The organism is Vibrio sp. ES.051, assembly GCF_002563795.1.
Lineage (GTDB): Bacteria > Pseudomonadota > Gammaproteobacteria > Enterobacterales > Vibrionaceae > Vibrio.
On sequence record NZ_PDJL01000003.1, the window covers coordinates 440147 to 466171 of the forward strand.

Below are 26025 nucleotides of genomic sequence, written 5' to 3' on the forward strand. Positions count from 1 at the left end.
GTATGTATAACCCAAGCAATTGCCGATTCACTTTCAGGCAATACCTACTCTGAAAATATGCCTCGTCTCACAGAGGAGAGAGAGGTTTCGTCGAAAAACTTGAAAAAGGTCATAAGAGTTCTTCCTGCCAATGACCAGTGGTTTAATTACGCGTTCAGCGCGATTATTATCAATAGATAAGTGACCATCGTCGATATAACGAATAAGCTTTGACCACTGCCCAAGCGTATATTTTATCGCTTTCCCTAGTGGGCTAGAGCCAATCACCTTCTGGGTCGTCATCCATTGGTAAAGCTCATCCAGTATCGGCTTGGCAAGCGCTTGACGCTCTGCTTTTCGCTCTTGGGCAGGCGCACCTTTTAAGCGTGATTCTATCCCGTAGAGTTTTTGGATTTTAGCCAGCGCCTTATCAGCCTTGCCTGATTTACCTTTCCCTTGAAGCTTCTTCGCATCCATGAACTTGCGACGAGCATGCGCTAAGCACCCTACATTGGTGACGTGATGCAGACCATCATAAGCCGCGTAGCCATCGGTTTGTAGATAACCGTTGTAGTCACCTAAAAAGTCCACGGGACACGCCCTCGCGCGACTGTTTTGATAGTCGTACAAGGCAATATTTTTCACATTCGGCAGTGCCGATTCGGGTGAGTCAGCGCCTGAGCAGTAGAGCCACATATAACACTTCTTCTCTTCTTTGAGCACATTGAGCGGCGTTTCATCCGCCTGAACCACCACTTGTTGAAGCAGGTTCTCCTTCAAGGCCGCATACAGCGGGGCGAACTTCTCACTGACTTGGATAACCCACCTTGCCATGGTGGTGCGTGATAGCTCGATACCCGACTGGGTAAACAGCGATTCTTGGCGATAAAGTGGCATCGCGTATTGGTATTTGCCAAGAATGATGTTGGTCAGCAAGCTTTCTGTGGCGAAGCTTTTAGGGATGAGACTCTGAGGGGATGGCTTCTGAACGATACGGCTGCTGTCACCTGTTTTCTCGCACTGGCGGCAAGCGTACTTAGGACGAACATATTCCAACACTTTGAGTACCGCTGGCGTGAACTCTAGCTTCTCGCTGCGGTCTTCACCGATTTTATGCAGGCTATGATTGCAGCAAACGCACTGCTTTTCATGGTCGTCTACATCAAGTTCGATAACCTCACGAGGCAAGGTCTTAGGCAGAGGTTTACGTTTACCGCGCTTTTTCGTTGTGGTCGTGGTTGTCACCTCAACCTCGTCTTCTTTAACGGCTTCACACTCCGCTTCGTTGAAGAGGTCACTTTGTGATTCATCGTAAGGCTTTAATGCCTCCGAGCGTTTCGCGAACTGACGGTCGAAGGCGAGTTTGAGTTGTTCAAGCAGCGATTGGCGCTCTTGTTTCCACTCATTTTTCTCCGACATCAGAGCAGCTACCATCGCTTGTAGCTCGGCAACATCTTGGCTTTCTGGGTTGATATTTGGCGTCTTTTTCATAGCATTGATTATACTAAAATCGTGCCGTTAACGCTTGGAGAATAAGGCTTTATTCTCGATTAACTCATTGTAAAATCGTTTATTTTGATGGGTTCGTGGCCGATAATTGTGAAGCCTGAAAGCAGTCTATCAAGCTCAAATTGAGTGAGGGTAAACACCTGATTTTTCTCTTTTGAAGGCCACTTATACTTGGCTTTTTCAAGGCGTTTATACCAGAGGGCAAAGCCTGTTTTATCCCAGTACAACACTTTAATCTTATCGCGCTGTTTATTGGTAAACAGGAACAGCGCACCGCTGCCAAGAGGCAAGTCAGTATCATTTTCGATAATCGCTGCAAGGCCGTTGATGGACTTTCTAAAATCGACGCTTTCACGATAAAGGTAAATGTCTGGAGCGCTGAGCATACCTTTCATGACAACGCTCCAATGAGTTCAGCAAGATAGGTGGCTGGCGTGCCTTGAGGAATGCTCAGCTCCACATCATTGATGAGAAGTGTCATGTTCGCCGTAGCTATCTGGGCCTGATACTTGGTTGTCTTTTCAACGATTTCGGCTCTAACAAATCCGACAGATTCCGATTGGTTTGCTGTTTGGAGTTGACGCCGTTTGGCGAAGAACGTGGATAAACTCAGTCCATGCTCTTCACAAAAAGCGCGTTGGGTAACACTGCTACTTTCATATTGTTCAAACAGTGATTGCCATTCTAGGTTGGTGCGTCGTTTTGCCATTTCAACTCTCCTTTGGGTTGGAGAGATGATCTTATTCTTCGTGCTGAAAGATTAGAATGCGGTGTTCATGACACGCTTACGACAGAGTGCTTTATGGGTCGTAACTCACAATTGTCCAAAAGTGAGTTTCGAACTTTATTGTTACTTTTTTCTTTGAGTTGGCGTATTGGGTGAAATTGAGTTTTGATCTTTATTGTCACTTTTTTGCTATAGCGTCACGTAGTAATCAGCCCTGGGTAAAAGAAAAGTTTCAATCTTTGTTGTTCACCGACAGAAGCATGGTTGTGTAAAAATATTCAGCGGAAAGCACTCTGGTAAAGCTGATACAAACAAGGCAGCACTGGATGAGCCACTAAGCTACGTAACGATACTCAATATCGAGAAGTCAGGCGTTCTTAAATAACAAAAAGATTTAAAATTATGAGAGGAAGTAATAAGAAAGTTGGTATTTATAACAGTTTTTTTGTTATATTTCTTGAAAGCATTGGTATTACTAGAAAGTAACAATATTTAACTTAACCCAATATGCCATTGATGACACTGCCTGAGGGCCTACCTTTTGAACTTGCTGCGGCACTGCCTTGTCCGATGCTGACTGCATGGCAGGCATTTGAAAAAATTCCATTAACCCGACAAAGAGAAGTGCTTGTCGTTGGTTTTGGAGCGGTGAATAATCTACTATCCCAGTTCCTTGTCAATGCTGGCTATACCGTTGATGTTGTTTCAGTTAGTCTTAGTGAAGAAAGTGCAAAATCACTAGGTATTCGTCGAGTTTATCGAGAACAATCTCTAATAGACATGAAATACTTCGCCATTTTTGATGCGGTGAGTGGGGTAAATGCCGCCCATTTAGTGCCTCTTTTAAGAGCAAATGGACACATTATCTGTATTCAAGACCGTATACCTAAACCCATTGACCCTCCATTTACTCGCACTATTTCTTACCACGAAATCGCCTTGGGCGCGTTACATGATTTTGGTGATAAAGAAGATTGGTATGCATTGATGCATAATGGTGAAGCGTTACTTGAACGTGTTGCGAATGGTAGCGTTGAAGTTAGTATTCCAGTCACTTTTGCGTTCGAGAATATGCTTGATGCATTGGAGCATAGTGAATTCAAAAAATTAAAAACGGTCATTAGATTGAGTTAAAACGCACGATTTATCCTTTTCGGGGAGTCACATAACTGTCTCCTTAAACGCTGCTTGTAGTGGATTAGAGAACTTTGCCGGCCTGTAGTGGCATAGTGAATTTGACCACTACAGCTACACTTCTGGTTGCAGCTGGAGACAACGCAAATCGATTAAGGAAGGAGTCATCGTTTGCTGCATTATGTGGAGTTAATCCGATTCCTGCATCTTCGGGTAAAACAACTCGTCATAGATTGAATCGAGGAGGCTGTCGGAGTGCAAATAACGCTCTCTGGACGGTAGCGATGGTAAGAATGCGTAGTGATCCCAGAACGAAAGACTATGTTATACGGAGAACGGCTGAAGGATTATCAACCAAAGAAATAACTCGCAACTTAAAGCGCTATATAGCGAGAGAGCTATTTCCGCTAATCCTAAAAGATTTAGCTAAACTGGCTTGACATAGGAGCGTCAATGCTTGTGTTGAGAGCTTCTTCCATTCAATGAAAGTTGAAGCGATCCAGTACGAGCCGGACATGACGCGAGACGAGATGCGCCAAAGGATCTTTGAATACATAGAGGTTAATTATAATAGGGCAGAAGGCACAGTGCTCTTGGGTATCTAAGCCCAGTTAACTTTGAAAATCAAAATGTCGCTTAATGAAGTGTCAGTCTGGCTGGAGCAGATCATATTCATACACAAAAAGATCACTCAAGTTGAATGTGGGATCAAGTTAACTAGGTCACATAACTTTAGTGTCAAGGCCTCGCGGGTGAAGAGGGCTTTGTTGCTTAATTCGATGAGAAGACATGGTAGCCCCATGTTGTTCAGTTCTTAAACAACATACTGAGTTTCAGGCATACCTAGCCCTGTAAGCTTGTTCAGCGCTTTGATCATAGCGTAAGTCTCACCAACTTGAGCGTTGTAGTCCCTCAGGCTTAATTTCCCACCTAACAACTGTTTTACCCGATACATTGCTGTCTCTGAGAGCGAGCGCTTATGATAACCATACCGCTTTTTCCATTTCTTGTTAGAGCCGTAGAGCTTCTGGCAACCCACTGCTAAGTTGCGAGGATGTCCTCGTTCCCAGAAGGCTGCCCCTTCTCGTGGCGGAATGAGCGGAACAGCTCGCTTGAGCCGTATGGCATCATGACAATTCCTTGTGTCATAAGCACCATCGCCTGATATCTCAATGATTTTACGACGTGTCTGCTTAAGCAAGTTGGGAAGTACTTCGGCATCGGTTACGTTAGATAAGCTCAGCTCTGCTGCGACTATTTCGTGGGTGCTAGTATCTACTGCGATATGCAGCTTACGCCAAACCCTACGCTTCCCGTCAGTACCATGCTTCTTGACCTTCCATTCGCCTTCGCCATAAACCTTGAGGCCAGTGGCATCAATGGCTAGGTGTTGTATCGCACCTCTGGTTTTAGTTTTAAATGAAACCTCAACTTCCTTAGCTCGACGGCTTATACAGGTGTAGTGGGGACAAACTAGCGGGATGTTAGCCAGCTTAAATACCGAGTCTAGAAATCCTTGCAGTGCTCTCAACGGCATAGAGAATATGCGTTTCACCATCAGTGCAGTAGTAATGGCTAAGTCGCTGAATTGGCGAGGTCTGCCGCGCTTGCCTTGTTTGTTTTGCTTCCACTCGGCTATCGCTTCCTCATCAATCCAAAAGGTCAGAGAACCACGGTTTATTAAGGCTTTGTTGTACTGCGTCCAGTTAGTTGTTTTGTAACGAGGTTTAGGCATGAGGCTACGACGATTAATGGGTGTAGCCGATCAGATCGTAGCTTCTTGATTTAGTTCCATCGATTTAAGCAACAAAGCCGGTGAAGAGTTACGTCATGGTATATAATGTTTAGTATAAGTTATTTAAAAATACCTTATCAAGTCATTTCTTCCAGATATTTTTAGTTTCTTATATATGCTATATGCATGCGATTTAACGGTATTTATTGATATACTTAAGAATGTACAAACATCAGAGTATGAGTATCCTCTTCTTAATAAGTCAAGAACTTCTAATTCTTTTTTAGTTAATTTTGAAAAATCGATACTTGTTAGGTCATTTGACATATGATTATTTATTGTTTTATTTAATCCGACAAAAAAAATGGGTAGTGTTGTGAATGAATCATTATGATTTATGTAATTTCTAATTGATTCTTGATAAAAGTTCGTGACAAAACTTTCTTGAATAAGAATAGGAACTTTTAGGTTTTTACTTCTTAGATTAGCGAGTTCGTAAACAGAAGAAAAATCAGGAATGTTCCATGACTCGCTAACTTGATTGTGTTGGTAAACGTAAATAAGTTTTCTTTCAAGTTTAATAAATTTTCTTACGGAAAAAACTTCTTTATTAGCTTCTAATAACATTTTACTATATATCGTATATACTTTCTGAAAGATATTATCATTATTATCAACATTGAAATTTTCTACTCTTCGTACAACTTCGCGATCTATCCTATCTTGAGCACAGCACCAAATAGAAACAACAACAATAGCCACATCAAGTATATGCTGCATGTTTTTTGTTGTATAAGATAACATTGAGTAGAGTCTATATCTTCCATAAGCCGACTCAAAGCGATTTTTCATGCCTAAGCAAAGAATTTCCAAAAAATACCCATAATACAACGAGACCCAACACCTTTTCCTTTGGCATATAGAGACTAAATCTTTAACCACATGTAAGCAATCATCAAATTGACTAACAAGAAACAGTTCATGTGCCAAACCCATAATCAAGTCAGTTGAACCATCTTTCGAGAAGTCAATTTTTTGTTCCATGTATAAAGGATAAACATTCTCTATACTAAGAGTAATGTTTTTTTCCAACCTTTTTATTGCATTGTGTACAAATATTTCACCATAAGAACTGTTGTAATTAATACCTTTCTCTCCGATGGATATATTATAACAAATTTTAGCATGTTCAAATTTACCCATAACAAGGAATATCTTAATCAAAACAATTGTTGTTGATGTGTTAATTTTCGGTAGTCTTTTTACTAGGTCCTCTAAAATTGGTAAGGGAACATAACCTCCGTTAATGTCTAACGATAGTTGCAGTAATTTCTCAAGATGATGGCGCAGATTAATGCTGTTGACCAATGATTTATATAGTTCTTCAAAGCCGCTAGAGTTCAGAGTTGAGATAATGTGTTCTAGAACAGAAAACCTATTAATAAACAAAGAGTCTATTGCAGATGAGTATTTTTCAATAGGAAGAACATTTGAAAGTGTTAAAAAACCTCCAGACTTAACGAATTTAGAGCAACGGTCTGTAAACAAATTTACGTCAACAGGAAAAGTATTATATTGTGCAACGAAGTGCGTTAGCTCACCATAAGAAATACTGCCATTAAGTCTAACAAACAGTACTAAATCATCTTCAAAAATATTAATAGACAAAGAAGTAACCTTAAAAATCCAATAGTTATAGGTGAAAAAATCATTATGCCTGCCAAGTTACAGTGCATATGAATTGTTAACTTCACTGCTTGCATTGTTTTATGCGTGTGACAGTAGTTTAAGCCTTCAATTTGCTACCAAAGTGCATTTGATCCAAAGTTTGTGAAACTTACCTTATCTAACAAACCTTACAATGGTACTTTGGTACTAAGTTAGGATGTTTATCTCCGTTCCAAGTCTATATTATTGCTCATTTTAGCCTTAAAGCGTTCATAATCCGTGATATTTCTGGCCAATAGATTAGTTTCCGGCGTTTACTAATGCTGGCTAGATTGTGTTTAGTACTTTTTAGTTTGACGCGATTGCGTATACCAGTGAGCGGGAGGAGTGATTCTGGTTTCATTCATAGAGGAGTACCTTCTACAACCACACTGGATGAGGAAATAATTTTAACATAACTGATCCCGCGGAGCTAATTTGGCTTAAGTTTTTCGCTTCGATTCCCCTTTCAGTTTTGTTCAACAAGCATCGAACATTAACCTGTCGAGGAGCGCATCTGCTAGGAGAGGGGCTCCAATTGATAGGTACCGGGGTAGATGGCTGATAAATACCGTGGTCTCGGTAGGAATAGCGGTTTCCCGCTGCCCCCGCACAGATCCGTACGTGCGCTACTAATGCATACGGTTCCTACCTTAGGCCGAACGTCAAAGCGCTGCTCGGGATAAGGATGCATAAATTTGAATTTTAGGGAGCCAATAATTTATCAAACGTGGAACTTCTGCCACGTCATTGTGTGCCTTTGACTTCGCTTAGAAGTTGTTTAGCCACGCATTGGTGGTTTCTTTAACGAATATATTGAGATCTTGCGTTCGTTGATACACCATAATAATTTATGTGACCTTGGATGATTTTCCTTAGCTATAGACCAATTTCACGTGGCTTATGGTGGAGCGTCTTACGCAGCTCTAACCTATTTTAATTTGCTTAGTAATCTTTTCTTTATAGTTTTCCGTTTTAGAATAATGATTTACGATTTCTAATAGGTAACCGTTCACCAGCATGGTATTTACACATAAAAAACGTGACCATTAGCATTGGATCTCACTTTGCCTATTGAGTGAACAATTACGCCATTATGAAGATAAGCTAAAAAACCAGCAGCACTAACTCTTCCAAATCTCCCTCTTCTGATGGACCCAAAGAGCGGGCTGAATGAAAAAAGCTCAAAGACCTACTGGTCGCAATCTGAGAAGAGTTAAACAAGGTCACGAAGGGCATAAGCGACAACTATCAAAACTAAAAGAATCTGATACGTTATTGATTGTTAACCTGAAAACCCTTGCCCTGCTTCGGGGATAACCACCTTGAAATGAGTGATAAACCGTTTTATCGCCACTAGGTTCATGAAATACTACCACCACGCATAGACATTACAGAGTATCGCCTCTACTGTGATAAATGTTCGCAATGTGGAGAGACAGAAATGCACAAAAGTCAAGCGATATTCCTCAAGGAGTTATGGGGCCGAATATAATAAGTCACATCACGATACTGGCTGGTCAATATCACCCCAACGTGGCGTTGTTGATCAAATCAGCTAGAAGACCAACGACGCCATATATAACTAACCGTTAGCTTCTGACGGGCATACCTAGTCCTATGACTTTGTTTATGGCTTTGACATTCGCCATGATTTCACCAACTTGAGCATCGTAACATCTCAAGCTCAATTTGCCGCTTGTTAGTCCTTTATATCGGGACATTGCGGTCTCAGATATTGAGCGATAGTGATAACCAGACTCGGCTTTCCACTTTGCTATTGTGCCATTTTTCAGAGCTACCACCGCTTCGTTTCTGGGATGACCGTCCTCCCAAAGTGCTGCATTCTTTCGAGGCGGGATCAACGGAGTACAACCTTTCTTTTTCAGAGTCTCATGGCAATTTTTGGTGTCATATGCTCCATCGGCAGATACGGCAGTGACCTTTCTGCGTAGTGGATTGAGCAGCGTCGGTAGCACTTCACTATCGCCAATATTTACAAGGCTGACTTCCGCACTAACAGCTTCGTGCGTATCCACATCTACAGCTAAGTGCAGTTTACGCCATGTTCTGCGCTTTTCTGCGCCATGCTTTTTCACTTTCCACTCACCCTCGCCAAAGACTTTGAGGCCAGTTGAGTCAATAGCTATATGGCGAATAGCTCCTCTAGATTTATTGCGATACTTAACCTGAACCGTCTTCGAACGTTTACTGATACAGGTGTAGTCAGGGGACGTCAGCGGAACATCCAATAGCTTGAAGACCGAGTCAATAAAACCTTGAAGTGCTCGCAATGGCAGAGAAAAGATACCCTTGATCATCAAGGCCGTTTCAATCGCTGTGTCTGAATACTGGAAGCCTCTACCACGCTTACCATGATGGATTTTACATTGCCATGCATCTATGGCGGAGTCATCTATCCAGAATGTAACCGAACCACGCTTGCACAGCGCTTTATTATAATCCGCCCAGTTAGTTATCTTCTTTTTTGCTTTACCCATGTCACCACCGTTCTAGCCATCATAAAGGATCAGATCGCAGGACTTGGAAAAGGTTCAATGGATTTAGGCAACAACGCCCCCCAACGTTAGAAAATACGCTCATTACTGCAAGAGTAGTTTGGTACAATTTTCTCTGTTGGAGCCACAAGCGAAGCTCAAAGCTGCATTGCTTCTATGTTTACGCCACGGCACCAAGCTATCAAAACCAGCATACAATCTGCGCCACTAGTGCACGTAGATCAAACGTCGCATTCTAGAAATGATGAGGAGTGCCTGCGCTGGTGTTGGTTAGTTACAAGCGATGATTTAGTGTATGAGAAATCCTTTACTCTCGTTCAACTTACTCAGCAAAAACGGTACTTGACTCTGATTAGAGTGGCATCGTGGTTAGCGACCAATATAGCGGTTACAACTGGCTTTCTCCAAACAAGCATCAACTATGTAGGTCGCATGTCATTCGCAATCTACAACAAATTGCCGATTACTCAGGCAAAGGCCACACAGCCAAATAGGTCTGCACTTTGTGTTGCTGAGCAAGTTAGTCTTTCGAACTCAGCACCGTTGGGAGTTTGGTGATATTGATGACGTTCTCTACCTCGATTATATACAATGTCGTTTTACTCATTGGCTGGAAAAAGGCGCAACACAAATCCCAATTAAACGTTGTTAGGGACGATGTCGGAAACTCAAAGAGCGTAGCCAGAGTTTATGGCTGTTCTTAACTAACCCCAAAACACCTCTCACCAATAACGAAGGTTGCGTGGCTTCGTTATTTAAAGAAAAATCAGCTACGGTACTACCTTAGATGCAGGCGATAAGTTCCGAGATAGGCTGCACTCGCTGATAGAAACATGCAAAAAGAGGAAGATATCTTCGCTGGAAGAGCTTACTCCATTGTGACTGCCATGACCACACAGCAACCATACCCCAATGTGTTCGATCTCAAAAACGTCTAGTCAAGAAACTGCTGGTGAACGGTTACGAAATATCTACACTTGATTAAAAAAAGGATCTATTCTCAAGCTTTATGTTGATAAAAATAAATCTCACAATGGTACAATTGTACTATTCCACTTTTAAAGGAGGAACGTATGATCGGGCTACGTTAAAGAACTAAAATAATTTATGAAGGTGATATGAGAGTTATATTAACATTACTTTTCAGTTTAGTGTGTAATCCAGTCTTAGCTGATCACGGAGTTTCATTTGAGGCTAAAGTGGGGAATGCGAACGATACTAATAAAAATTTAAGTCGAGGCTTTCAAGTACAATACGAAAATACTCTTTATAAAGCATTTAGGTACTATATAGGTTGGGGGTATTCTATATTTAATTATGAACACCAAAATTCAAATGATAGCTATGATATTGAGCAGACAGGATATTTATTTGGTATTAAGTCAATGCAAAATTTCTTATCGATCGACACATCTTTGTATGCAGGTATTACCTATAAACATTACGAACATGAGTTAAATACTATTGAATTAATAGAAGATAGTGGACATGATTTAGGTTATGAACTAGGGTTGGAAGCGGCTATTCCTGTTAATCAATCTTGGGATGTTTATGGTAAACTCGGCTATGAGTACTCATCCAACGAACTAAGTATTGCGTCGTGTTGTAATATTGAATTTGGAAGTGAAGTGATTACATCTATAGGGACAAGATTTAATTTTTAAATTGCAAACAAAAACTGTATTTCTCAATCTAATAGAAGACACTGTTAACGCCAGTTTAAATTTGATTCATTCATCGAGACATCGAGGTGGACGCCTCAGCTTTTACAACACTTTTGAATGATTGGTTCACTACCATATATTCGGCGTCGTTACAGGCTCTTTCGCCTGCGCCTTGATGTAAATCCGAAACCTATTGCCTAATCACTACATCGGCATTTAATGCCTTGGTCAACTCAGGTTACAATAGGTACGGTTAACCGTTTATTCATCAGTGTATGTAAACTTTCTTGAGGTTATTATGCAAAGGCTTTGTTTACGTCAAAGTCATGGCTTTCTGTTAATATTTTCCATGCTACACGAGCTAGTTTATTCGCAAGTGCGACCACAGCTTTATGTTTGCCTTGTCTGACAGCTAAAGCGTTGAACCATTGCCCAAGTTTATCTTGCCGTTTGTTGGCAAAACGCCCTACAGCTCTCGCGCCATGAATAAGTAACACACGCAGATCGGCGCTGCCATTTTTTGTGATGCTCCCTAAGCGGATTTTACTACCAGAACTAGATTGAGTTGGTACCAATCCGCACCATGCAGATAACTGCCTGCCATTTTTGAATTGTAGACCTGAACCTATCTCACTAATAAAACTCGCTGTTACTAATGGCCCAAATCCAGGAATTGAAAGCACTGCTTCGTAGCGAGGTTGATTTTGACAAAGAGCTTTAATATCACGCTCGATTTGCTCTATTCGATAATTTAAAGCGCATAAATCATCATATAGAGATTTAAGAAGGCTACGGAGAGTATACGAAAGATCGTTGCTTCCATCTTCTAAAGCATCTATCAGGGACGCTTGCAGTTTTATTCTTCCGATACTAAAAATAACGCCAGATTCACCTGCTAAACTGCGAATTTGGTTTACTGTCGCCGTTCTGTTTTGGACTAAGCGGGCCCGAACACAGCGTAATGATTTAATATCTTGTTGATCTACCGTTTTTATAGGCACTTTATGGATATTAGGTCGAAAAGCTGCTTCACATATAGCAAGAGCATCATTCGCATCGTTCTTTTGGCTTGAGACAAATGGCTTAACATGTTGGGCTGGAATTAGCTGAACATCGAAGCCTAACTCTTTGAACTTCCTACCCCAATAGTGAGAGGTCCCACATGCTTCCATTGCAATTAAAGTTCCTTGAGGAAATTGCCTTACTTTATCGAGTAGCTTATTGCGTCTAACTTTTTGATTACTCTTAATTGAATGATCTACAAGATGTAGTGGCATAGTGAATTTGGTCACTTAGTTAGAGGTGATATCATCACCTCATAAGTTAATAGGTGACATTATGACAAAACGTACAAGACGACTGTTTAGTGCCGAATTCAAACTGGAAGCGGCACAGTTAGTGCTCGATCAAAACTACTCCGTAGCTGAAGCTGCTCAAGCCATGAATGTAGGTAAATCTACGATGGATAAATGGGTTCGCCAGCTTAGAGAAGAACGCCAAGGGAAAGCACCGAAAGCTTCACCTATGACTCCTGAGCAAATAGAAATTCGGGAATTAAAAAAGAAGCTGGCTCGCCTTGAAGAGCATAATGAAATATTAAAAAAAGCCACGGCTCTGTTGATGTCGGACTCACTGAACAATTCTTGATAATCAAGAAACTCAAGCAGAGCTACAGCGTAAAAACATTATGCGAAGTCTTCAATGTTCATCGAAGTAGTTATCACTATTGGCTTAAACGCCCAACGGTAATTAATGCTGAAACAGTAAAATTGCGCAGCTTGGTCAGTGAGGCTCACGCTGCAAGTAATGGCTCTGCGGGAGCGAGAACCATTGCAGATATAGTCACAAATCAGGGTGTAAAGCTGAGCCGATACCGAGTAACAAAGCTTATGAGAACGCTTGGTTTAGTGAGTTGCCAAGTGCCAAGACATCGTTACCGAAAAGCTTCACAAGAACATATTGAAGTTCCAAATCACTTAGGTCGTCAGTTTGCGGTTACCGCCCCAAACGAGGTCTGGGCTGGTGATGTGACGTATATTTGGACAGGTAATCGGTGGATGTATTTAGCCGTTGTTATCGATCTTTTTGCCCGAAAAGTGATTGGTTGGTCGATGTCCATATCACCTGATTCTAAGCTAACAGGCAAAGCGCTTTCGATGGCTTATGAGTCACGTGGTAAGCCTAAAGGTGTCATGTTCCACAGCGATCAAGGTAGTCACTATACCAGTCGTAAATACCGCCAATTACTGTGGCGCTTTCAAATAAAGCAGAGTTTATCTCGTCGAGGAAACTGCTGGGATAATGCGCCGATGGAGCGCTTCTTTAGAAGTCTGAAAACGGAATGGGTGCCAACGGTGGGTTATCGTAGCTTTGCTGAGGCTCAACAAGAGATCACTCGCTACATCATTGGATATTACTGCCAACTCAGGCCACATCAGTATAACGGAGGTCTAACTCCCAATGAATCAGAACGATTATATTGGGAAAACTCTAAAACCGTGGCCAATTTTAGTTGACCACTACAAGACAAACACAGACCTGAAATACATTTTTGGCTAAATCAATTCCAACAACTTTTATATCCATAATGGCAGCTCTTTAGGTTTACTATCAGCATCAAGTTTGGCAGATACCGCGAAACTTGAGTGCTGAGGCGTCCATCACATCACTCTGTATACACTACACTACGCCAGTTTGGGACTTGCTCAGGGAGCAGACCTTTTTCGGCGATATTGGTTAAATTTAATAGTGGCAACAATCCTACTAGGGACGGGGATAACCGTGATTGGAGTTTCCCGTTATGGTACCTAAGTACTATTTTATAGTTGAAAATGTGTCGTATCATTGACCCTCATTTCAGTTGATTGATTATTTGCTTATGAATGTCGGATTTAAACAAAGCCTAATTGTTGGCGTCCTTGTGTTGACTTCTCTTGCTTTGGGGGTTGTGAGTTTCATCACTTACAATAATGTGTCCTCCGCTTTTAGAGAAGATAAAATCAAAACTGTACAGGAGTATGTAGAGGCGAAAGGAGAAACCGTTTACAACTATTTCTTCGAGAAAACTTCTTCTCTAGAGGGTGTGGCTGAGTTTTATAGTCAGAACCCGGTACCTAAAGATAAAGTGAGTTTTGTAAAACAGTTGGCGACGACTGCCAATGTGGGTAGCGTTGTGTTTACAGAGCATAGTGGTATGGCTTATTGGAATCAAAATGGGCCGGGTTGGACAAACCACGTTTATAATGAAGATGCAACCAAAAGAGAGTGGTATCAAATTGCTCAAAAAACAAAAGGTCTTGCAGCTACTAAGCCATATAGTGGTGCCGGAGCAATGTGGGTGTCAGTTTCTATTTTAAAACGTGACGGGGTTATTTCTTTTGACTTCGAGTTATCAAAGCTCAACGAAATTGTTAATAGTTTTAAATCTATGGATGGGGCTGTCGGTATTATCATGGATAGTGAGTCGACGGTTTTAGCGACGTCATCCCCCGCGATTAATAATGGCGAGCAAGCGCTTAAGCTTAAAGGGTTTTCTGATGTTGCCAGAAAAGCATTAGATTCCAAAGCAGCGTTGCTTCAAGAGTATACTTTTGGTGGTGACGACAAAATGTTCTACTCCATCCCTATAGAAGTGGCGGACACTGTCTGGTACTTGGGCGTCGCTCTTAAAGATGACAGAACTTTTGCTCCAATTTACAACACGCGTACTAGTTCAGTGATTATGGTGGTCGGTGGTATCATAATTACTTTGATTCTCTTCTATCTACTTATCACAAAACTTTACCAACCGATCACATCACTTCGTGAGCTAGCGCTGGACTTATCAAAAGGCGAAGCAGACCTAACCAAGCGTTTAGAGCTTGGTCGACGTGATGATTTGGGGCAGATAGCTGATGGCATTGACTCGTTTATCGATAAAGTCCACTTGGCAGTTAAAGAAATAGTTGGTATCTCCGGTAACCTCTCAAGCAATGTCGCTAAGCTTCAATCCTTGACGGTGGAAAATGCGGAGAGCATTAGCCAGCACTCCATAGAAACTGAGCAAGTCGCGACCGCGATTGATGAAATGAACAGTACGGCACAATCGGTTGCTCAAAGCGCGGTGAAAGCCTCTGAGATTACAGTGCAAGCATCGGAGCTTGGTGTTGAGTCGGAGCAAGTAGTGAAGCGTGCTCAATCTTTGACAGAAGACTTACTGCAAGATATGGAGAGCTCGGTTTTGTTGGTTGAGCAGATGGACCAAAACAGCCGAAATATCAGCGATGCTCTTAAGGTAATTGGTGAGATAGCAGAACAAACCAACTTACTGGCTTTAAATGCAGCGATAGAGGCGGCTCGTGCTGGGGAGCAGGGACGGGGGTTTGCTGTCGTAGCGGATGAGGTCCGAACTTTAGCAAGCCGCACTATGGATAGTACAGGAGAAATAGACAAGGTACTGAGCGCCTTGCTTGAGAGTAATCATAAAATGTCAGAGGCTATCTCTCGTACCAAACAGATGTGTTTAGATACAGCGGCAGGACAAGAGCAGGTCGGTGGGAGCTTGAGAACATTAGCTGATTATGCACAACAAACAGACGACGCTAGCACCCAAATTTCTACAGCAGCGGAAGAGCAGTCAGCAGTGGCGGCAGACATTAGTCAGAACATGAATCAAATTAAAGATATCGTAGTGTCATTGAGCACAGGTAGTGAAACATTGGCTGATGAAGCTGAGAAAATTCAAAAATTGAATGTTGGATTGAGTGAAACCATTCGTCAGTTCAAGGTTTAAACGAGCTCTAGTAGGCGAAAATTATTAACTCATAATCAAACCGAGAAGAAAATGAAGTGATGAGAAAATTTACTTGTAAGTTATGTACAATTGAATTGATGGTTGAGGAGCAAAGTGTCACACCGTTTCATGTTGAACATAGCGTCTGTGAAATATGTATGGGTGATATCTATACCTTTCTACAATCATCGCACCTGCTCAGAAATGAGGAACTCAATCTTAAGTTAAACCTACGAAAACTAAGACACTCTTTACAGCGACTTAGCTGCCAGAGAGAAGTTGATCAGACTCTTGAGCGTGTACGCACTGAGGTGTGTACCATAGAGCGCCAATTGGAAGACTCCATTCAGGATTATCCATCAGTCTCGGAAGTACTTTCAGAATACCACAGCCTTATTCGTTTATATCATTAGGTGCAATAGGAAGCGTCAATTTTGGTCGAAGTGACATTTAAGCATTATGGTTATGCAGGCGCGTTAACGGTCAACGAGCCTTCGAATGTAAGCAAAATACAAGAATACATTACGCTGGCAAATCGGGAGGCGTTATTGATGTTGATTTTGTCCTTTCTAGTTAACCTTGAAGAGCATCGAGCCTTTGAGCGCAACGCCGTAATGACGGTAATACAGATGACAGAGTTATATAAAGTTAGTGAAGTTGTTGTTTGTTTAAAGAGTGGCGAGCGTTTTAGGGTTGTTTAAATCTATTGTTGTCACCAGTGACGGAGAAGTATCCCAGCAATCCATTCGTTAAAGCTAAAGGAGTTTATATGTGTGGGTTAAAGCGTTAAAGCTAGGAAGGCAGATCGCCAGAATTTGGCTTGAAGATTCACAGGAAGAGAAATGAAAAGAATTGATTTAATAGTAAATCTTGCCTGATGGCAGTCGTCCTTTTCTCATATGTTTAACAAAGACAGTGATGCTATTTCGTATGCTTTTGATATGTCAAATGTTAAACATATGGCGTTTACTTGTGTCCCGAATTGGAATTGAATGATCATGGGTGGTTCGTTTGAATCCGGGTTAGGCAAATAGAGCCAGTCGTTTTTAACGTCTTTGGCGTGGCAATTTTCAGTTGGTGGTGCAATTTTGTTTGTTGTGCTGACTTGGTATATCAACAAGACTTTTAAACCGCCATCAACGATCACTTCCACCTTGATTGACTTAGGTATAGGTTACTTGACGAAGAGTTTTAATAACGATGCTGTGGCAGAGAGTAACGAATTTCGCTTGCTCTCTCAGGCGGCTGAAGCGATGACTGAGTCCATTAGGTAAATGGTGATGCCTGCTCAAATGACTGCACAGCAAGGTGTTAAAAGTGCGAATGATATGGATGTTATGCCCAACGACGTGAAGGGCCAGATGTCAAGTCTGAGTTGTCTCAAATGGTCAGTGCCGTAGAGCAGCTGTCAACATCATCATAGGAAATTGCTACTCAAATCGAACACCTATCAGACAGTATTGTTGAAGTAGACGGCTTAACCCAAGCTGGGATTGGTCATTTAAGTTAAGGTATCGAAACGGTTCATCGTGTGGTGAACGAGCAGCAGAAGCTGAATGCCAAAGCTCAAGGTCTTAATCAACAGGCAGACCATATTCGCTCAGTGATCAATATAATCATGTGGCCTCATAATCTACCCGTCATGCTCACATTTTAGTTTAGGATATCAACAAGTTAACACAAGAATTGTCGATATTTAGAACGTAAACGCCCTAAGTATAAAGGAATACACATATGCCCCAGTTTTCAGAGCAGTCTCAAGGCGTCCTAATGTTTCGTCTGCACACAAAAGCCACCCTATTTGCGTTAGGGACAATGAAAATCAAGGGAATCGTACCTTATCAAGCACCAACGGTCCTTCCTGCTTGCCACGCTTACGTCATAGGATCGGTGACCATTCGTGATGCCAGTCTGCCTGTGATTGATTTGTCGTTGGCCATGGGCGGGCGCGGTGTTCCTTTGTCGGAGCGAGGGACGCAAACCTTGATTGTGGCCGATTGCATGCGCATGCAAGTGGCGTTAATGGTGGATAAGGTTGAACACATTGTCTCGTGTGACTGGAAATCGGTCACGCCTTTACCCAAGGCGGCTGGCCAGGACACGTTTGTGTTGGGGAGTACGCATTACAATGACCAATTGGTTCAACTACTGGATGTTGAAAGGGTATTGACAGAGATTTTTCCGGCTGACATTGAAGACGCGGGCGTCCAGTTGTCACAAGAAGAAATTGCTTTACTGCAAAAACTCAACGTTTTGGTGGTGGATGACTCGATCATTGCCCGTCGGTTAATGTCGGAGATATTGGACCGCTTTGGCCTGAAGTTTCAATTATGTCATAGCGGTGATGAGGCGCTCGCACTGCTGCTTGATACAGGCGGGGCTGGTGTGAAATTTGACATGGTGATTAGTGACATTGAAATGCCAGGGCTCGATGGTTATGAGTTAATTTTTGCGCTGAACGACAACCCTCGAACTCGAGCGATGTATAAGATTTTGCATACTTCATTGTCGAGTGAAATGAGCCAAGATAGGGCGCGGCAAGTGGGGGCTAATGATGCCCTGTCGAAGTTCAACGCACAGGCGTTGATGGTGGCAATGTCGCGGGGCGCAGAGGTGGCTTTGACAGGTACAGCTGATGAGTGTCATGACCGCTAATCGGGCAAAAGGCGTCAAGCGAAGTCGTGTGAGCCAGTGCCATTGCAAAGCAATATGCACAAAGCAATATGCACAAAGCGATTATCACTCAACGTCGTTATAGCGAAGAAGCGAATGCGATTGCCGACAAAATCTCGACTATAACACGCACTCGGCATGCTAAATGGCTCGTGAGCAGGCAGGACCAGATAACGTTGACAGCTCGCTCAACGAGCAGGCGCGGTATTGCGATTGTGTGATTGTGAGCGAAGGGGAGCATATTACCCGCAATCAAAGGTTGTTACTGGAATGCGAAAGTGTACGGGTGAAAGATAAGAGGCAAAAACAGGCGCAGCGTCAGCGTATTCATGCTGCGGTGGTGCGAGAAGTGTTAGCATTAACTAGGACCTCGATGGAGGAGCAATTGATTACCATGACACCAGTCCAATTGTTTGGACGCTTCCCTGATTTTTCTTATTTTGCTGATACCGCTTACTCTTCCTCTTTGGGGATCAGCAAGCTGTCGGTTCTTACGACAAACGACGCGATGCTTAAGTCTGAAGTGTTATCAATTGTGGGTAATGCTCAGTTTTTGGAGCGTCTTCATCGAGAGCCCAAGCGTGTGTGTGTCTCGGACCCAAACGTAGCTATAGGGACGTTGGGTATTGATAACTGCGAACGCCTTTTCTCGATATTGATAAGCAAAGCTCTAGTGAAATGGCAAGAGCCAGCGATTAAAAATATTGTACCTAAGTTGTGGCAATACATGATGGTCATTGCCAACGCCAACGCCAACGCCAACGCCACCTGTCAGCGTCTAGACGTCGCGGGGTGGCGTTACCCTCAGCAAGGTCTTTTATTGGAGGGGCTCCATGCATTAGGCATGTTTGCTGTTGTCAATCAGTACCCTCGTTTTTTTGAAGAGGCACTGATTAACAAGATGCAAGCGTACCGTGAGCAACAAAGACGCGACGAGTATTACGCTTGCGCTGAAGTGTCATTGGATATGAGCCTCTTGCCTGAGCTTTTAATGTCGCTGTCAAAGCCATTGACGCAGAATATTATTGAGGCTTTGTCATGGTCAGCGAGTAGTCAGCCGTTGCGGCTCGCCTTGGAAGAAGACATTAATCAAGTGCCTGTTTTAGAGCGTAGCCTGTTTGGTGTGGCCTTGGCTCAAGGCAGCGCGTTTTCGACTTATGACGCACTTGAGCGAAGCTAGGTGTTCGTCGATAAACACAAGCCATTTTGGTTTGCGAATGTGCAGTTAGCTGCCAAGGATTTAGGTGTGCTGAGTCAATCTCAAATGGGTCGACTTCAGTTATCAAGCTCGTAATAGAACGAGCAACAAGGATTGATTTGTGGTGCTATGATGAAACACGTTCTTCCGACTTCGGTATTGCAATTGCTTAATACCACCAGCGAAGGCCTTTGGTTTATGACTCGCGATAATGTGGTGGCGTTTTTTAATACCCCGTTTTACGAGCAATTTGATATGCCGCTCGAAGACTCGACCTTAGAGGATTGGTTGGCCCTAGTGCATCCAGAAGACCGGCAGGGCCTGCAAAATAAGGTGAGCGAGCACCAGCAAGAAGTGCCTTTAGTACGCGTAAAAACCCGTTATCGAGTCAAAAACCGATTGGGACACTATTTATGGATTGAGGCAACCGGGACTTTGGTTGAGCAAGAAGGCAACATGGTGATGGTTGGTACACATAGAAATGTGTCGGAAGAAGTCTTCATTAATCAATACCTTTCACACATTGCCAACCACGATAGTGAAACTGGGCTTTATAACCGACATCAATTTGTCAAAAATATGGTGAAGATTGATGATAATGATTGGTTGTTTGTTTGCTGTTTTAATCAACTGCATGAAGCACAGCGACGGGGAGGGCAGGAAGCAACATCTCGTTTAATTTCTTCGCTTGTTGCGGTATTGGATGAAATCCTGTCGTTGCGCTATGGTTTATATCGCATCAGTGCGGATACCCTAGTGTTCACGGTTGAGCAGTCGATGACCTCCAAGCAAGCAATGGCGTTAATGAAGAAAGTGGAAGCGCGTTTTCTCCATCAGGGGCGTAACCGTGAAGTGACACTGATCACGCAGCTAGGGCTAGGTGCATTGCTTCGCTCGGATATGGAGTCGGCGCAGTTACTAACGCAAGTATTTAATTTGTCTGAGTATGCTCGGCTAGTTGAATCACCGGTCACTTATGCGGGTTCTTCACGAAAGAAAATTGACCGTTATTTTCAAATAGAGGATGCGTTAGATGTTGCGATAACCCATCGTCAGATAGATATTGCGTTGCAGCCGATTGTTTCTGCTGCAACGGGGGATTTGGTGAGTTACGAAGCTTTGGCTCGTTGGACTCACCCTGTTTTAGGCGCGGTGTTACCGGGGGAGTTTATCCCCATGGCAGAAAAGTTAGGTTACATACACACACTAGGAATGGTCGTTCTGGAAAAGGCGTGTAAGTTTTTAAGTGCGTTTGACAAGGTACATCAATCGAGACCTAACATTAATGTCAATGTGTCTGCGCAGCAACTGCTTAAATCTACCTTTATCATAGATGTGATGAAGGTGGTTACAGAAAGTCAACTATCACCGTTGCGGGTGGTGCTTGAAATCACCGAGTCGTATTTGCTTGAACACACGGACGCTTTGATGAAAATTCTTAATGAGTTGCATTGTCTCGGCTTTAAGCTTTCCATTGATGATTTTGGTGCGGGAATGACCGCAATTACGGAGTTGTTCAGTTTGCCGCTCTATCAGGTCAAGCTTGACAGGGCGCTGGTCATGGAAGCCATGCGATCACCTGCTTGTTTGAAGCTTATTTCGCATTTATGCGACTATGGTCAAAGTCATGGTATTACGATAGTAGCCGAAGGGGTGGAAACCACAGAAATGTTTGACCGACTGAAGTCAACTGGTGTGCCTTATCTTCAAGGTTTTTGTTTGTATCATCCTTCTGAGCCTGACGTGTGGCTAACCTGTCGGGGGTTGCATGAGCCTGAATAGCCACCGACTTGATAGACACCTTTTAGTTAAACAAAATGATTAACAGAGAGGTGCTTATGAGCAGCAAAAGATATCCAGAAGAATTTAAAATTGAAGCGGTAAAACAGATCACTGAAAAAGGTCATAGCGTGGCTGATGTCGCCAACCGCTTAGGGACAACTACCCACGGTCTTTATACTTGGGTGAATCGCTATGGTCCCGACTCCTCCCAACACCAAGCTCAATCTGATGAAAGTGCTGAAATTCGTAGGCTTCGGAAAGAACTGCAAAGAGTTACCGAAGAGCGGGATATATTAAAAAGAGCCGCGGTGTACTTCGCAAGCCAGTCCGACTGAGGTACGCCTTTATCAAAGCCAACCAGTCAGTTTGGCCTGTTCGACGGATGTGTAAAATCCTAGGGGTTCATCCAAGTGGTTATTATGCCTGGCTAAAACACCCTGACAGCAAACAAGAGAAACGGCGTAAGTATCTTCTCGGACTTATTAAACAGTTTTGGTTGGAATCAGGTGGGGTTTATGACTATCGGAAGATATACAGTGTTCTACGAGATGAAGGGGAATCCTGTGGGATCAACCAAGTGTATCGCTTGATGAAACAAGAAGGCTTACAGTCACAACGCGGGTATCGTAAACCCAGAGCTAAAGCGGGTACTGAACATGTCATTTCGGCTAACAAATTAGCCAGAGAGTTCAATCCAGCGACTCCAAACCAATCATGGATAACTGATATTACCTATATAAAAACACATGAAGGTTGGTTGTATCTTGCCGTTGTTGTCGATCTTTTTTCTAGAAGAGTGATTGGTTGGTCGATGAAAAGTCGAATAACTAAAGAGTTAGTTTTGGATGCGCTTTTAATGGCTATATGGCGACGTTCTCCAATCCAAAAGGTACTCGTGCATTTCGATCAAGGCAGTCAGTATACGAGTCACGACTGGAATAAGTTCTTAAAGCAACATGGTCTGGAATCCAGTATGAGTCGCCGAAGTAATTGTCACGATAATGCAGTGGTAGAAAGTTTTTCCAGTTACTGAAAAGAGAACGCGTTAAACGAAAGATTTACTCTACACGAGAAGATGCTCGCATGGATATCTTTGAATATATTGAGATGTTCTACAACGTAAAACACAGGCATGGTTCCAATAATCAATTGTCGCCTGTAGAGTATGAGAAGCAATATGAGAAAAGGCTAACGACTCGGCGGCTATTCACCTTTAAGTGCATTGAGCGGGGTTTCATCCGCTTGAACCACCACTTGTTGAAGTAAGTGCGTTTTCAAGGCAGCGTAAAGTGGCATCGCGTATTGGTATTTGCCAAGGATGATATTGGTAAGCAAGGTTTTTGTCGCGAAGCTCTTAGGGAGTGATTTACGTTTACCACGCTTTTCTTCGAGGTCGTTGTTGTTACCTCAACCTCACCGACCCTCGCGACCTCACATTCCGCTTCGTTGAAGAGACCTTCTTAAAACTCATCGTAAGGTCTTAGCCTCCGAACGATTAACAAACTGGCGGTCGAAGGCGAACTTGAGTTGTTCAAGCAGTGATTGACGCACTTGTTTCCACTCACTTTGCTCCGACATCAGCGTTTTAATCATCACTTGTAGCTCGGCAATATCTTGACTTTTGGGTTGATATTTGGAGTCTTTTTCATGGCATTTATTATACTAAATGTATGCCGTGAATGCTTAGTATATAAGGCTTTATTATAGATTAAGTCATTGTAAAACCGTTTATTGCAACGGGTTTGTGGTCAATAATTGTGAAGCCAGAAAGCAGTCTGTCAAGCTCAAATGAGTGAGGGTAAACACCTGATTTTTCTCTTTTGAAGGCCATTTATATTTGTTTTTTTTCGAGTCGCTTATACCGAAGGGCGAAGCCTGTTTTATCCCAGTACAATACTTTGATTTTGTCACGTTGTTTATTGGTAAACAGGAACAGTGCGCCGCTACCAAGAGGCAAGTCCGTGTCATTCTCGACAATCGCAGCAAGGCCATTAATGGATTTTCTAAAATCGACGCTTTCACGGAAAGGTAAATCTCTGGGGCGCTGAGCATGCGCTTCATGATAATGCTCCAATTAGTTCAGCAAGATAGGTTGCTGGCGTGCCTTCAGGAATACTCAACTCAATGTCGTTTACAAGCAGTGTCATGCTGGCTGTTGCTATCTGGGCCTGATACTTAGTTGTCTTTTCGACAATTTCGGCTCTAAGAAACCTTGAGATACTACGGTTTCGTTGAGTTGTTGGCATTTAGCATAAAATGTTGAAGGATTGAGATCATTGAGCTTACAAAATGCGAGTTTTGATAATGAACTCGATTCAGATTGCTCGATAAGCATTTGCCATTTTTGGTCGGTGCGCCGTTTTACCATTTCAAACCTCCTTTGGATTGGAGAGTTGATCTTATTATTCGTGGATGGCGATTAGAATGCGAGGTTTATGGAGCGCTTACAAATGATGTCGATAAATATTAGAGGTTAAGCCGCATTTTCGAATATTCAAATCATTAATGTAATTGTAATGTGAGCTCTTCGTTTTAGTACTTGAGTGCTATTTCAATCTGACAATTGTGTTGTATCGTTGGTCGATATTTTAGCTGTTGGATTGTTTACTTATGAATGTCGGATTCAAACAAAGTCTTGTTCTGGGCGTGTTATTGTTAGTCACTTTGGCTCTCGGGGTTGTAAGTTTCATCACTTACAATAATGTGTCCTCCGCTTTTAGAGAAGATAAAATCAAAACTGTACAGGAGTATGTAGAGGCGAAAGAAGAAACCGTTCACATCTACTTTCTTGAAAAAATAGCTAGTTTAGAACAGGTAGCGGAGTTTTATAGCCAGAACCCAGTACCTGAAGATAAAGTGAACTTTGTAAAACAGTTGGCCGCGGGAGCCAATGTTGGCAGTGTTGTCTTTACTGAACATAATGGTAAAGCTTATTGGAACCAGACAGCTAAAGACTGGCCTGGCCATATACTTAACGGTGATGCGACAACTAGAGAGTGGTATTTAGTGACCCAAGGTAAACGGGGTGTTGCAATGACAAAACCATATCTAGATTCTGCTGGTAAGGTGTGGGTCTCTATGGCTATAGGAATCAGTAGTGGCGTCATCTCTTTTGACTTTGAGCTATCAAAGCTCAACGAAATTGTTAATAGTTTTAAATCTATGGATGGGGCTGTCGGTATTATCATGGATAGTGAGTCGACGGTTTTAGCGACGTCATCCCCCGCGATTAATAATGGCGAGCAAGCGCTTAAGCTTAAAGGGTTTTCTGATGTTGCCAGAAAAGCATTAGATTCCAAAGCAGCGTTGCTTCAAGAGTATACTTTTGGTGGTGACGACAAAATGTTCTACTCCATCCCTATAGAAGTGGCGGACACTGTCTGGTACTTGGGCGTCGCTCTTAAAGATGACAGAACTTTTGCTCCAATTTACAACACGCGTACTAGTTCAGTGATTATGGTGGTCGGTGGTATCATAATTACTTTGATTCTCTTCTATCTACTTATCACAAAACTTTACCAACCGATCACATCACTTCGTGAGCTAGCGCTGGACTTATCAAAAGGCGAAGCAGACCTAACCAAGCGTTTAGAGCTTGGTCGACGTGATGATTTGGGGCAGATAGCTGATGGCATTGACTCGTTTATCGATAAAGTCCACTTGGCAGTTAAAGAAATAGTTGGTATCTCCGGTAACCTCTCAAGCAATGTCGCTAAGCTTCAATCCTTGACGGTGGAAAATGCGGAGAGCATTAGCCAGCACTCCATAGAAACTGAGCAAGTCGCGACCGCGATTGATGAAATGAACAGTACGGCACAATCGGTTGCTCAAAGCGCGGTGAAAGCCTCTGAGATTACAGTGCAAGCATCGGAGCTTGGTGTTGAGTCGGAGCAAGTAGTGAAGCGTGCTCAATCTTTGACAGAAGACTTACTGCAAGATATGGAGAGCTCGGTTTTGTTGGTTGAGCAGATGGACCAAAACAGCCGAAATATCAGCGATGCTCTTAAGGTAATTGGTGAGATAGCAGAACAAACCAACTTACTGGCTTTAAATGCAGCGATAGAGGCGGCTCGTGCTGGGGAGCAGGGACGGGGGTTTGCTGTCGTAGCGGATGAGGTCCGAACTTTAGCAAGCCGCACTATGGATAGTACAGGAGAAATAGACAAGGTACTGAGCGCCTTGCTTGAGAGTAATCATAAAATGTCAGAGGCTATCTCTCGTACCAAACAGATGTGTTTAGATACAGCGGCAGGACAAGAGCAGGTCGGTGGGAGCTTGAGAACATTAGCTGATTATGCACAACAAACAGACGACGCTAGCACCCAAATTTCTACAGCAGCGGAAGAGCAGTCAGCAGTGGCGGCAGACATTAGTCAGAACATGAATCAAATTAAAGATATCGTAGTGTCATTGAGCACAGGTAGTGAAACATTGGCTGATGAAGCTGAGAAAATTCAAAAATTGAATGTTGGATTGAGTGAAACCATTCGTCAGTTTAAGGTTTAAACGTGTCTGATAGCGAGAGAGTGGGAATGCAAAAAGAAGCGCTTGTCTATGACTTAGCCCCCAATGGGCTACTGTGCTTATATCTAGCCGTGAGTGACACATCCAGTTATGTACCCGCACA

The 26025-nt window shown here is 42.8% G+C and carries 16 protein-coding genes and 8 pseudogenes; 14 read left to right on the forward strand and 10 right to left on the reverse strand.

The features are described 5' to 3' along the window. Positions 1-117: 117 nt before the first annotated feature. The 3 genes and pseudogenes from tnpC (ATG66_RS02645) to tnpA (ATG66_RS02655) all read right to left on the reverse strand — a co-directional run. Positions 118-1470 (reverse strand): annotated as a pseudogene (gene tnpC, locus ATG66_RS02645) (IS66 family transposase); the annotation flags it as partial. Between the two features lie 59 nt (positions 1471-1529). Beyond that, a complete protein-coding gene (gene tnpB / locus ATG66_RS02650; protein ID WP_017037716.1) occupies positions 1530-1883 on the reverse strand; it encodes an IS66 family insertion sequence element accessory protein TnpB in 354 nt (117 codons plus the stop codon). Then, positions 1880-2197, reverse strand: a complete 318-nt coding sequence (gene tnpA / locus ATG66_RS02655; RefSeq protein ID WP_017037717.1) for an IS66 family insertion sequence element accessory protein TnpA — start codon at positions 2195-2197, stop codon at positions 1880-1882. The genes tnpB (ATG66_RS02650) and tnpA (ATG66_RS02655) overlap by 4 nt, the downstream gene beginning before the upstream one ends. A gap of 534 nt (positions 2198-2731) precedes the next feature. Between tnpA (ATG66_RS02655) and ATG66_RS02660 the strand changes: the two genes are divergently transcribed. From ATG66_RS02660 to ATG66_RS02670, 3 genes and pseudogenes are all read left to right on the forward strand, one after another. Then, the gene (locus ATG66_RS02660; RefSeq protein ID WP_257145704.1) at positions 2732-3349 is read left to right on the forward strand and encodes a hypothetical protein; all 618 of its coding nucleotides are present in this window, start codon (positions 2732-2734) and stop codon (positions 3347-3349) included. A 113-nt stretch (positions 3350-3462) separates the two neighbouring features. Next, positions 3463-3789, forward strand: a pseudogene (locus tag ATG66_RS02665) (transposase); the annotation flags it as partial. A gap of 12 nt (positions 3790-3801) precedes the next feature. Then, positions 3802-3989 (forward strand): annotated as a pseudogene (locus tag ATG66_RS02670) (IS3 family transposase); the annotation flags it as partial. A gap of 174 nt (positions 3990-4163) precedes the next feature. Here ATG66_RS02670 and ATG66_RS02675 read toward each other — a convergent pair. Together ATG66_RS02675 and ATG66_RS02680 are read right to left on the reverse strand one after the other, a co-directional pair. Then, positions 4164-5084, reverse strand: coding sequence for an IS5 family transposase (locus ATG66_RS02675; protein ID WP_012196880.1), 921 nt, complete (start codon positions 5082-5084; stop codon positions 4164-4166). Between the two features lie 123 nt (positions 5085-5207). Continuing rightward, entirely contained in the window at positions 5208-6752 is a 1545-nt protein-coding gene (locus tag ATG66_RS02680; RefSeq protein ID WP_098413854.1) for a LuxR C-terminal-related transcriptional regulator, read from the reverse strand. 1113 nt (positions 6753-7865) lie between these two features. On the opposite strand from ATG66_RS02680, the pseudogene ATG66_RS02685 reads away from it, so the two are divergent. Beyond that, a pseudogene (locus ATG66_RS02685) lies at positions 7866-8330 on the forward strand (DUF6444 domain-containing protein); the annotation flags it as partial. A 53-nt stretch (positions 8331-8383) separates the two neighbouring features. Here the strand turns inward: ATG66_RS02685 and ATG66_RS02690 are convergent. Beyond that, entirely contained in the window at positions 8384-9292 is a 909-nt protein-coding gene (locus ATG66_RS02690; protein ID WP_098413855.1) for an IS5 family transposase, read from the reverse strand. Between the two features lie 90 nt (positions 9293-9382). Here ATG66_RS02690 and tnpC (ATG66_RS02695) point away from each other — a divergent pair. Together tnpC (ATG66_RS02695) and ATG66_RS02700 are read left to right on the forward strand one after the other, a co-directional pair. Beyond that, positions 9383-10248: pseudogene (gene tnpC, locus ATG66_RS02695) on the forward strand (IS66 family transposase); the annotation flags it as partial. A 180-nt stretch (positions 10249-10428) separates the two neighbouring features. After that, positions 10429-10974, forward strand: coding sequence for a hypothetical protein (locus ATG66_RS02700; RefSeq protein WP_098413856.1), 546 nt, complete (start codon positions 10429-10431; stop codon positions 10972-10974). Between the two features lie 296 nt (positions 10975-11270). On the opposite strand, the gene ATG66_RS02705 is transcribed toward ATG66_RS02700, so the two are convergent. After that, positions 11271-12251, reverse strand: a complete 981-nt coding sequence (locus ATG66_RS02705) for an IS110 family transposase (protein ID WP_098413857.1) — start codon at positions 12249-12251, stop codon at positions 11271-11273. A 61-nt stretch (positions 12252-12312) separates the two neighbouring features. Between ATG66_RS02705 and ATG66_RS02710 the strand changes: the two genes are divergently transcribed. The 7 genes and pseudogenes from ATG66_RS02710 (at position 12313) to ATG66_RS02745 (ending at position 22664) form a co-directional block, all read left to right on the forward strand. Beyond that, a protein-coding gene (locus tag ATG66_RS02710) for an IS3 family transposase (RefSeq protein ID WP_098413858.1) occupies positions 12313-13490 on the forward strand; the annotation gives its coding sequence in 2 pieces (ribosomal slippage) (positions 12313-12571 and positions 12571-13490; 1179 coding nt in all). Positions 13491-13852: 362 nt separating this feature from the next. Then, positions 13853-15745 carry a methyl-accepting chemotaxis protein gene (locus ATG66_RS02715; protein ID WP_098413859.1) on the forward strand — a complete coding sequence of 631 codons (1893 nt, stop codon included), beginning with the start codon at positions 13853-13855 and terminating at the stop codon, positions 15743-15745. A gap of 434 nt (positions 15746-16179) precedes the next feature. Continuing rightward, positions 16180-16446, forward strand: coding sequence for a hypothetical protein (locus tag ATG66_RS02720; protein WP_098413860.1), 267 nt, complete (start codon positions 16180-16182; stop codon positions 16444-16446). Positions 16447-17479: 1033 nt separating this feature from the next. Then, a complete protein-coding gene (locus ATG66_RS02730; RefSeq protein ID WP_098413862.1) occupies positions 17480-18400 on the forward strand; it encodes a chemotaxis protein in 921 nt (306 codons plus the stop codon). A 163-nt stretch (positions 18401-18563) separates the two neighbouring features. After that, positions 18564-19598, forward strand: coding sequence for a hypothetical protein (locus ATG66_RS02735; RefSeq protein ID WP_257145705.1), 1035 nt, complete (start codon positions 18564-18566; stop codon positions 19596-19598). Between the two features lie 147 nt (positions 19599-19745). Then, on the forward strand, positions 19746-21398 hold the full coding sequence (locus ATG66_RS02740) for an EAL domain-containing protein (protein ID WP_098413863.1): 1653 nt from the start codon (positions 19746-19748) through the stop codon (positions 21396-21398). A 56-nt stretch (positions 21399-21454) separates the two neighbouring features. Beyond that, positions 21455-22664 (forward strand): annotated as a pseudogene (locus ATG66_RS02745) (IS3 family transposase). Here ATG66_RS02745 and ATG66_RS02750 read toward each other — a convergent pair. The 3 genes and pseudogenes from ATG66_RS02750 to tnpA (ATG66_RS20920) all read right to left on the reverse strand — a co-directional run. Then, a pseudogene (locus ATG66_RS02750) lies at positions 22611-23047 on the reverse strand (IS66 family transposase); the annotation flags it as partial. The pseudogenes ATG66_RS02745 and ATG66_RS02750 overlap by 54 nt on opposite strands. A 182-nt stretch (positions 23048-23229) precedes the next feature. Then, the gene (gene tnpB / locus ATG66_RS02755) at positions 23230-23472 is read right to left on the reverse strand and encodes an IS66 family insertion sequence element accessory protein TnpB (protein WP_143699668.1); all 243 of its coding nucleotides are present in this window, start codon (positions 23470-23472) and stop codon (positions 23230-23232) included. Next, positions 23456-23766: pseudogene (gene tnpA / locus ATG66_RS20920) on the reverse strand (IS66 family insertion sequence element accessory protein TnpA). The gene tnpB (ATG66_RS02755) and the pseudogene tnpA (ATG66_RS20920) overlap by 17 nt, the downstream one beginning before the upstream one ends. Positions 23767-24008: 242 nt before the next feature. Here tnpA (ATG66_RS20920) and ATG66_RS02765 point away from each other — a divergent pair. Next, positions 24009-25904: a methyl-accepting chemotaxis protein gene (locus ATG66_RS02765; RefSeq protein ID WP_098413864.1), complete on the forward strand. Its 1896-nt coding sequence runs from the start codon at positions 24009-24011 to the stop codon at positions 25902-25904. Positions 25905-26025 lie beyond the last annotated feature (121 nt).